This is a genomic window from Persicitalea sp., assembly GCF_041751555.1.
Classification (GTDB): Bacteria; Bacteroidota; Bacteroidia; order Cytophagales; family Spirosomataceae; genus Persicitalea.
In genome coordinates, this window is the sequence record NZ_JBGSXF010000237.1 from 1 (window position 1) to 1,707 (window position 1,707).

General features: G+C 51.5%; 2 protein-coding genes. One reads left to right on the forward strand and one right to left on the reverse strand.

Features of this window, described 5'->3' with window-relative positions:
* The coding region (locus ACEW8P_RS08505) for a TlpA disulfide reductase family protein (RefSeq protein ID WP_373512658.1) at nt 1-380 on the forward strand (380 nt) is incomplete at its 5' end.
* Here the strand turns inward: ACEW8P_RS08505 and ACEW8P_RS08510 are convergent.
* A partial coding sequence (locus tag ACEW8P_RS08510) for an alpha/beta hydrolase family protein (RefSeq protein ID WP_373512659.1) occupies nt 375-1,707 on the reverse strand: 1,333 nt, incomplete at its 5' end. The genes ACEW8P_RS08505 and ACEW8P_RS08510 overlap by 6 nt on opposite strands.

The window sequence follows — 1,707 nt, forward strand, 5'->3', positions numbered from 1 at the left end:
AAGACACAACCGGAATGGCATTTTCATTGAGCGATTATCGAGGAAAGTACGTATTGCTCAATTTTTGGGCTTCCTGGTGTGGCCCTTGCGTGGCTGAGATGCCAACAGTTTTGAAATTGAGAAAGAATTTTTCCGAAGAAAAGCTGGCGATGGTTTTCATCACTTCGGATACCGACACCTTAGACTTTCGAGGTGCTGTGAAAAAGTATAACATTCAAGGCAGACATGCCTTCTTAACTCAGAAGATGATGAGGCAATATTCGATACAAGCTGTTCCGGTACTATATGTTATTGACCCCGAAGGTAGGGTGATTTATAGCTTGTACGAAGAACAAGACAATCTCAAATCGCTCAATAAAGTACTTGCAGATCGGCTATAACTCCCTCTTCACCCAAATCGGACTCGAGGCCGAGACCTCCCGGTGGTCGGTCACGTAGAAAAATCCGTAGGTAAAATCCGCTTCGGGTAATTCGGCGGTGAGCGTTTTTCGCGCGGGATCGACTTTGGCCTCCACGCTGGCCCAAGCCCTTTTTTCATTGGTTGAAGTCGTATCTGAGGAATGGTAGAACCGCGCCGAGCGCAGACCGACCACCGCATTATAGGAAGTACTAACAGACATGTCTTTCTTCTTGATTTCCCCGATTTTAGGCAAAGGGGCGCCGCCATTCAGTTTTGAATCGACGAAGTACCTGATCTCGATGGGCTGCCAGCCTTGCAGGTGACCGTGTACCATGTCGGGCTGGTAGCAGATATTCTTCTCGGTTTTTTGGGCAAGATTGTAGGTCTTGTAGTAGGGGACGACGTTGTAGAATCGGTCTTTGTTGCCATTGACAAACAGCAGTGGTACACAGGCGTAGGTCAGGTACGACGAAGGGTCAAAGTACCTCATCCATTGCTGCCTGGCTTCGGGGGATAGTTTCCCAATATCTTCTCCAAAAATATCCGACTCGTCGTAGTACCCGCAGCCATAAACGGGAACGGCGGCCTTGAAACGGTCGTCCAGGCTGGCGACGAGGCAGGTCAGGTAGCCGCCCCAACTGATGCCCGTCAATGCGGTTTTATTGGGCTGTACTTCCGGGCGGTTCAGCAGCCAAGAGTGCGCCAGGATCACGCTGGCTACGGCGTGGTTGCTCCATACGTTGTGCAGGTCGCCGTTTTCAATGGCCGTGAACTTGGCCTCGTGCGTTTGGTCGGGCCCGGCATCGGGCAAGAAATTTCCATCGGCTCCTTTGCCACCCAAATCCATCGCGATAGCCGCATAGCCATCGGCGGCCCACTTTTCCGCCCATTGTTTGAAGGCAGCCCCGCCACCGCCGTGGATCAGCACTATGCCGGGAAACTTGCGTCCTGTCTGCTTGCCCGTCAACAAATCAGGATTGGAGTAGTAAGCGAAAACCTGGGTTGGTTTGCCGTTGTACGCCACACTCTCGTACGTCAGCGAGCGTACGGTGGAGGTGGGGTCGAGCCAAGAAAAACTGGGGGTGGCACCCAATTTTTTCAAATCCCAAAGCAACTCCTTCGCGCCGAAGCGTTGGGTGTCGATGGTTGGTACTTTGTTTTGGGCGTTCGCTATCCCGTAAAAAAGGGCCAGGAAGAGGAGCAGAAGGGAATGCCGTTTTTGCATACTTGAAAAATGGGTTTGCCATAAAGGACGAAAAAAAGAGCGGAAGCCCCAAACCAGGACTCCCGCTAAACAATTAAACAGT